The sequence below is a fragment of the Thermophilibacter sp. genome, from assembly GCF_966187215.1.
In genome coordinates, this window is sequence record NZ_CBIFYV010000027.1 from 1 (window position 1) to 7,494 (window position 7,494).

Sequence of the window (7,494 nt, forward strand, 5' to 3'; positions counted from 1 at the left end):
CCCCCCGCTCTGTTCTCCCGCTCTGCGGCCTTCTGCCTGTTCGTCGCGTTCCTCGCCCTCCAGGACCTTTCGTCCGGGCGGGTGGGCCTGGGTCCGCTCTCAGTCGAGCTCCCCGAGGCGCTCTATCGGACCCCCTGGCTCGCGTGGCTGGGCCTCCCTGGTCCGGGCTTCGCCTCCGGTGACTACTACCCGCTGCTCCCCTACCTCATGCTCTTCCTCGCCGGCGCCGCCCTGGGCGCGCGGTGGGCGCGGAGGGGTTACCCGGCATGGGCCCGCGAGGCGAGCGTGGCACCCCTCAACCTGATTGGTCGCCACGCGCTTCTCGTATACGTGGCCCACCAGCCCGTCATCCTGGCCGCGAGCGCCCTCCTGAGCGCGCTTCTCGGCTAGGCCTCGCCCTCGGCCTTGGTCGTGTAGGGCGCGAGTGTGGCGGCCATGCGCGCGTCGGCGCGGACGGTGGCGAGCAGCCCATCCTGCACGTAGCGCTCGCGCATGACCTGGCAGCGCTCGTGGACCATCTTCATGAGCAGGCCCTTCTCGTAGGGCACGAGCACTGTGAGCGAGACGCTTCCCTCACTCGCCTCGCGCGCGACGCGATAGAGCAGCCCCCTGAGCCCGCGCCCCTCGCGCGCGGAGACGACCTCGGCGTCCGGGTGCGCGGCGAGCGCGTCGCGCAGCTGCGCCTCGTCGACCAGGTCGCACTTGTTGAGCACCTCGACGGTGCGGATGTCGGAGGCGCCAATCTCGGCGAGCACGGAGCGGACCGCCCGCATCTGGAGCTCGCGGTGGGGGTCGGAGACGTCCGCCACCAGGAGGATCAGGTCGGCCGCGCGCACCTCGGCGAGCGTGGACTTGAACGACTCGACGAGCATGGTGGGGAGCTTCTGGATGAAGCCGACCGTGTCGGTCAGGGTGACGCGACGCCCCTCCTCGAGCGTGAGGGCGCGCGTGGTGGGGTCGAGCGTCGCGAAGAGCTCGTCGCGCGCGTAGACGTCCGAGCCCGTCAGGCGGTTGAGCAGCGTGGACTTGCCCGCGTTGGTGTAGCCCACGAGGGCCACGCGCCAGGTGCCGGAGTCCCAGCGCGCCTTGCTCTGCACGCCGCGGCGCCGCTCGAGGCGCTCGAGCTCGCGGCGCAGCGTGGAGATGCGGGCGCGCACGAGCCGGCGGTCCACCTCGAGCTGGCTCTCTCCCTGGCCGAAGCGGCTGCCGATGCCGCCGCGCGTCTGCTCCCCCACCAGGTGGCTCCACATGCCCCTCAGGCGCGGGAGCACGTACTGGAGCTGCGCGAGCTGCACCTGGAGGCGCCCCTCGCGCGTCCGGGCGTGCACGCCGAAGATGTCGAGGATGAGCGCCGTGCGGTCGATGATCTTCACGGGCTCCCCGACCGCGCGCTCGAGGTTGGCCTGCTGCGAGGGTGTGAGCTCGTCGTCGAAGATGACCACGTCTGCCCGGAGGTTGCGCACGTAGGAGCAGAGCTCCTCGACCTTGCCGCTTCCGATGAACGTCTTGGGCACCGGCGCGTCGAGGCGCTGGGTCAGCGTCATGACCACCTCGGCGCCGTCGGTCTCGGCGAGGCGCGCGAGCTCGGCGAGCGACTCCTCGAGCGTCCACTCCGAGCGGCCGAGCTCGACGCCCACCAGGATGGCGCGCTCCGGGACCGGCGCGGTGTCGTGCGGCCTAAAGCGCGCCACGCTCGTCCCTCCCCTCGCCCCGTCCCAGGTCGGACAGGATGCGCGCGCACGCCTCGTCGAGGTCACACGCGTCGAGGTCAATCCAGCGCACGCGCGGGTCGTGCCTGAACCACGAGAGCTGGCGCTTGGCGTAGCGCCTCGTGCGCCGCTTGATCGTCTCGACCGCCTCGTCGAGCCCGCAGCGCCCCGCGAGGGCGTCGAGCAGCTCCTTGTAGCCGATGGCCTGTCCCGCCGTCACGTCGGGAGAGAGGCCGCGCGCGGCGAGCGTGCGCACCTCGTCGAGCAGGCCCTCCCCCATCATGCGGTCCACGCGCGCGTCGATGCGCTCGTAGAGGCGCTCGCGCGACATCGTGAGGCCCCAGACGCGCGCGTCATAGTGGGCCGCGCGCGCGTGCAGGCCCTCGTGGTGCTCTGCGTAGGAGGTCCCCTCGTCGAGCATCTCGAGCGCGCGCACCACGCGCCGGGCGTTGTTGGGGTGGATGAGCGCCGCGCTGGCGGGGTCGCGCGCGGCGAGAAGCTCGTGCAGCGCCGCCGGCCCGCGCTCGGCGAGCAGCGCCTCGTAGGCGTGGCGGGGCTCCTCGTCGCGCGAGCCCGAGGGGAAGGACATCTCGTCTATGACGGCGTTGAGATAGAGGCCCGTCCCGCCGCACAGCACCGGGACGCGCCCCTCCCCGAGCAGGCGGTCGACGCAGGCACGGGCGTCGCGCTGGAAGCGCTGAGCGGAGTAGTTCTCACGCACGTCGGCCACGTCGACCATGAGCAGCGGCACGCGCCGCTCGCCCGCGGGCGTCTTGGCCGTGCCCACGTCCATGCCCCGATAGACCTGCATCGCGTCGACGGAGACCACGCAGCTGCCGAGGCGGGCGGCCACGAGCTCGGAGAGGGCGCTCTTCCCCGACGCCGTCGGCCCGACGACGCAGACCACCGGGCCCGGGGCCTGCGCGCTCACCGCGGCTCGCCCTCCACGCTCCCGCGCAGGTACCACGTCCGCGCCTCCTCCACGCGCACGTCAACGATGCGCCCGACGAGCTCGTCTGCGGAGCGCCCCTCGGGGAGCGGGAAATGCACGGTCCGGTTCTTCTCGCTGTGGCCCACCATGACGTCGGGCGAGCGCTTGGACGGTCCCTCCACGAGGGCGCCCACGAGCCGGCCCAGGTCCTCCTGGTTGGCCTCGTGCGCCTGGTCGGCCACGAGCGCCGCGAGTCGGTCGAAGCGCTCCTGGATGACCTCGCGGGGCGTGTCGTCGACCATCTTGGCCGCGGGCGTGCCCGGGCGGGGCGAGTAGATGAAGGTGTAGGCGGACGAGAAGCCCGCCTCGCGCACGAGCGAGAGCGTGTCCTCGAAGTCCACCTCGGTCTCGCCGGGGAAGCCGACGATGATGTCGGTCGTGAGGGCGAGCTCGGGGATGGCGGCGCGCAGCCGCGCGACCAGATCGAGGTACTGCTCGCGCGTGTAGCGTCGGTTCATCGCGCGCAGCACGCGCGTCGAGCCGCTCTGGACCGCGAGGTGCAGGTGCGGCATCACCGCGTCCACCTCGGCCATGGCGGCGATGACGTCGTCGGAGAGGTCCTTGGGGTTGGAGGAGGTGAAGCGTATGCGCTCGACGCCCGTCTCGCCCACCCTTCGCAGCAGCTCGGCGAAGCGCGGCTCGCCGTAGATGTTGCGCCCGTAGGAGTTGACGTTCTGGCCCAGCAGGGTGACCTCGCGCACGCCGTCGGCGACGAGCCGCTCGACCTCGCCCACGATCGCCTCCATGGTGCGGCTCTTCTCGCGGCCGCGCACGTGGGGCACGATGCAGTACGTGCAGAAGTTGTCGCAGCCCGTCATGATGGGGACCCACGCGTGGAAGGCGCTCGCGCGGTGGCTCGGCAGCTCCGTGGAGAAGGAGCGCCCCTCCTCCACGGTGTCCACGTGCGCCTCGCGCCCGCCGTCGGCGAGCGCGTCAGCGAGAAGGCCCGGCAGGCTCTCGATGGCGCTCGTACCGAAGACGACGTCGGCCACCGGTATGTGCTCGCGGATGCGCGCGCCGTCGCGCTGCGCGATGCAGCCGCCCACGGCGACCACGCGCCGCCCGGAGGGGGGCTTCGGCGCGCTCACGAGCGCGGAGGCCTGGCCGTAGAGGTGCTGGTCGGCCTTCTCGCGCACGCAGCAGGTCATGAAGACGACGATGTCCGCGTCATCGGTGTCGTCCACGCAGATGCAGCCGCACTCCTCGAGCACGCCCGCGACGCGCTCCGAGTCGTGGAGGTTCATCTGGCAGCCGAAGGTCCTGACGCAGTAGGTGAGCCCTACGAGCTCGCGCGGGTGCTCCATCAGGCCTGCACCGCCCCGGTCGTCGGGGCCTCGCCGGCGCGCTCGGGCGCGGGGGCGGGGATGCGGTGCACGTAGACCGCGATGCGGATGGCGGTGCGGCTCTCGCCCCCGATCTCGATGTCGGAGAAGGTGGGGGCGCACGAGATGTCGACGCCGGTGGGGATCAGGAAGCCCCGTGCGATGGCAACGGCCTTGACGGCCTGGTTGACCGCGCCGGCGCCCACGCACTGGACGTTGACGGGCACACCGTCCTTCACCATCCCCGCTATGGCGCCGGCGACCGAGGCGGGCGAGGACTTGCTCGAGACCTTCAGATAGTCCATGTAATCTCTCTCCTGATGCGTTTCATGTGCTCGTGCGCGGGTGGCGCGTGGGAACGATTGTACTTCAGGGCGGCGGGGCGCCTAGTCGTCGCTGCCGAGGTCGAAGGTGACGGTGACGCGCCTCGGCGACACGCGCACCCGCGGCTCGCGCGCGAGCGTGAGGTAGTAGCGCTCGGCGAGCAGCGAGAAGTCCCGCTCCATCGCGCGCGAGAACTCCTCGAGGTCGTCGCCCGAGAGCCTGAGCCCGCGGCGGTCCCGCGCGAGGTCTACCTCGCGCGGCCGGGAGGAGGCCGGCGCCGCGCGGCGCTCGAGGCGGGCGAGCACGCTGCGCAGGGGCCTGATCTGCCCGGAGACGATGCGGTGCGCGGTGCGCTCGGACATCTCGAGCCCGAGCGCGACGGCCTGCTCGCGCAGCTCGGTGGCGTCGGCCGCGGCGCGCAGCCGCTCGATCACGGGGAGCTCGTCGAGCGAGTCGATGAAGAGCAGGTCGGCGCCGTCCACCGAGCTCGCCGCGCGGGCGCGGGCGGTGGCCGCGACCTCGGCGGGCGAGCCGAGGTAGACCTCGCACGACGAGCGCTGGTCGAGTGCGAACTCGCAGCAGGCGCGCACGATGTTGTGGGGACCGCGCACGCACGTCTCGGCGCCGTCCTCGTCGGTGCCGAGCACGGGCCAGCTCGACTGGTCTGCGCGCTCGGCGAGCCTGGTGGCGTCCGTCACCACGCGGATCGAGGAGCCCTTGCCGGACGCGGATGCGCAGACCTCGGCCGAGACGGCGTTCTCCCGGATCGAGAAGAGCGCCATGCCGCGGCCGTGGACGCCCCAGCGGTCCATGTGGTAGCTCTCGAGCTTCGAGGTGACGCGCGCCTCGAAGACGCGCTCGTGCATGTCCTCGGGGATGCCGGAGCCGTCGTCGAGCATCACCGTGGTGCGCACGTCGCCCTCGCGTGACGTGGCCACGTAGATGTGGCGCGCCCCGGCGTCGCGCGCGTTGCGCAGCATCTCGGTGACGGCGTCCTCGACGCAGCGGATGTCATGGATGGCCTGCCGCCGCTCGGCCTCGGCGACGCGCAGGCGCACGTAGCCCTCGCCGAGGTTCTCCTCGACGCGCAGGGCGCGGTCGCCCCCCATCGAAGAGACGAAGTCGGCGAGGTCAGCGGCCATGGGCTACTTCGCCACGTCGACGGCGCGCGACTCGCGGATCACCACGACGCGGACCTGGCCGGGGTACTCCATCTCGTCCTCGATCTGCTTGGCGATGTCGTGCGCGAGCACCGTGGCCTGGGCGTCGGAGATCTTCTCGGGCTCGACCATGACGTGGAGCTCGCGGCCGGCCTGCATCGCGTAGGTGCGCTCGACGCCCTCGTGGGCGTTGGAGATCTCCTCGAGCTTCTCGAGGCGCTTGATGTAGCTCTCGGCGGACTCGCGACGCGCGCCCGGGCGCGCGGCCGAGATGGCGTCGGCCGCCTGGACCAGGACGTCGAGGACCGTGTCGGGGTCGACGTCGGCGTGGTGGGCCTCGATGGCGTGGACGATCTCCGGGCGCTCGCCGTAGCGACGGGCGAGATCGGCGCCGATCACGGCGTGCGGTCCCTCAACCTCGTGGTCGATCGCCTTGCCGAGGTCGTGCAGCAGGCCGGCGCGCTTGGCGGGGGCCTCGTCGAGCCCGAGCTCGGAGGCCATGATGCCGCAGAGCGTCGAGACCTGCACGGAGTGCGCGAGCACGTTCTGGCCGAAGGAGGTGCGGTAGCGCAGGGCGCCCAGGGTCTTGACGAGCTCGGGGTGCAGGTCGTGGATGCCGGCGTCGAAGGCCGCCTGCTCGCCGGCCTCGCGGACGCGCTCGGCGACGAGCGCCTCGGCCTTCTTGTAGAGCTCCTCGATGCGCGCCGGGTGGATGCGGCCGTCGGCGATCAGGTTCTCGAGCGCCACGCGCGCCGTCTCGCGGCGGACCGGGTCGAAGCTCGAGAGAACCACGGTCTCGGGGGTGTCGTCGATGACGAGCGAGACGCCCGAGACCTGCTCGAAGGTGCGGATGTTGCGTCCCTCGCGACCGATGATGCGGCCCTTGAGGTCATCGGAGGGGATGTGGACGGAGGTGACGGTGATCTCGCCGGCCTGGTCCGCGGCGCAGCGCTGGATGGCCGTGGAGATGATCTCGCGCGCGGTCTTGTCGGCCTGGGCACGCACGCGCTGCTCGGACTCGCGCAGGATCTGCGCCTCGTCGCGAACGGACTCGGCGCGGACGCGCTCGAGCAGCTCGGCGTGGGCCTCCTCGGTGCTGAGCGAGGCGATGCGCTCGAGCTCGGCGGTCTGGCGCGTTGCCATCTCGTCGAGGTCGCTCGCGCGGCGGTCGAGCTGGCCCTGGAGGCTCGAGAGCTGGTGCTCGCGGCGGTCGAGCGCGTCGTTTCTGTGATCGAGCGACTCCTCGCGCTGCATGATGCGGTTCTCGAGGGTCTGCAGCTCGCCCTTGCGCTTCTTGTCCTCGGCCTCCGAGTTCTGGCGCAGCTGGAGGATCTCCTCCTTGGCCTCGAGGACGGCCTCCTTCTTGGCGTTCTCCGCCTGGCGCGCCGCCTCGGCCGCGATGCGCTCGGCCTCCTCGCGCGCGGAGTCGAGCTGGGCGTCGGCACTCTTGAGCTTGGAGTTGGCGCCCGAGGCGAGAATCAGGTAGACGGCCACGGCGCCGACCGCGAGGCCGACCACCGCTGCGATAGCAAGTTCCATGGTTGCTCCTCATATGTTGTGTGTGTCAGGCTCGTTCAGGAGACCGCGGCACGATGCGCCGCGGAACCCACCGCAGGAGGAGCATCCTGCCTCTGCCTATGTGGCGGTGCGTCGGCAACGAACAAGGACAAAAGACAAACCGGGCGGGACCCGGCGCGAGAGTGCGCTCCTAGCAGCCCATCAATCGTAGCGTGCGGGTAAGCGGCGTGTCAAATGAAGCTCAGGTAGACGGTCTATTCATCTCCGCGTGTGACCTCGCGGGCGACGTCGGCGGAGAGGCCGGGGGCGAAACCCCGCGCCGAGAGGAAGCGCGCGATCTTCTGGAAGTCGTTCCTGCCGGTGAGGCGGCGCCGCGAGGCCAGCGCGAGCGAGCGCCCGCCCTCGTCGCCGGGGTCGCCGAACTCCTCAGGCCAACCCTCAACGTCGGCGGGCTACCCACCGCGGCGCCT

At 71.6% G+C, this 7,494-nt stretch carries 7 protein-coding genes; 1 reads left to right on the top strand and 6 read right to left on the bottom strand.

The window, feature by feature from the left end:
- Positions 1–390 (top strand): heparan-alpha-glucosaminide N-acetyltransferase domain-containing protein (locus ACWTSU_RS02585; RefSeq protein ID WP_455138317.1); only part of this gene is annotated, 390 nt, incomplete at its 5' end.
- Here the strand turns inward: ACWTSU_RS02585 and hflX are convergent.
- The 6 genes from hflX to rny form a co-directional block, all read right to left on the bottom strand.
- Positions 387–1,691: a GTPase HflX gene (gene hflX / locus ACWTSU_RS02590; RefSeq protein WP_455138318.1), complete on the bottom strand. Its 1,305-nt coding sequence runs from the start codon at positions 1,689–1,691 to the stop codon at positions 387–389. The genes ACWTSU_RS02585 and hflX overlap by 4 nt on opposite strands.
- Entirely contained in the window at positions 1,678–2,640 is a 963-nt protein-coding gene (miaA, locus tag ACWTSU_RS02595; protein ID WP_455138319.1) for a tRNA (adenosine(37)-N6)-dimethylallyltransferase MiaA, read from the bottom strand. The genes hflX and miaA overlap by 14 nt, the downstream gene beginning before the upstream one ends.
- Positions 2,637–4,004 (bottom strand): tRNA (N6-isopentenyl adenosine(37)-C2)-methylthiotransferase MiaB, encoded by a 1,368-nt coding sequence (gene miaB, locus ACWTSU_RS02600; RefSeq protein ID WP_455138320.1) that lies wholly within the window; start codon positions 4,002–4,004, stop codon positions 2,637–2,639. The genes miaA and miaB overlap by 4 nt, the downstream gene beginning before the upstream one ends.
- The gene (locus ACWTSU_RS02605) at positions 4,004–4,327 is read right to left on the bottom strand and encodes a stage V sporulation protein S (protein ID WP_455138321.1); all 324 of its coding nucleotides are present in this window, start codon (positions 4,325–4,327) and stop codon (positions 4,004–4,006) included. The genes miaB and ACWTSU_RS02605 overlap by 1 nt, the downstream gene beginning before the upstream one ends.
- A gap of 81 nt (positions 4,328–4,408) precedes the next feature.
- Positions 4,409–5,488, bottom strand: a complete 1,080-nt coding sequence (locus ACWTSU_RS02610; RefSeq protein ID WP_455138322.1) for an ATP-binding protein — start codon at positions 5,486–5,488, stop codon at positions 4,409–4,411.
- 3 nt (positions 5,489–5,491) lie between these two features.
- Positions 5,492–7,045, bottom strand: coding sequence for a ribonuclease Y (rny, locus tag ACWTSU_RS02615; protein ID WP_455138323.1), 1,554 nt, complete (start codon positions 7,043–7,045; stop codon positions 5,492–5,494).
- Between the last annotated feature and the right edge of the window lie 449 nt (positions 7,046–7,494).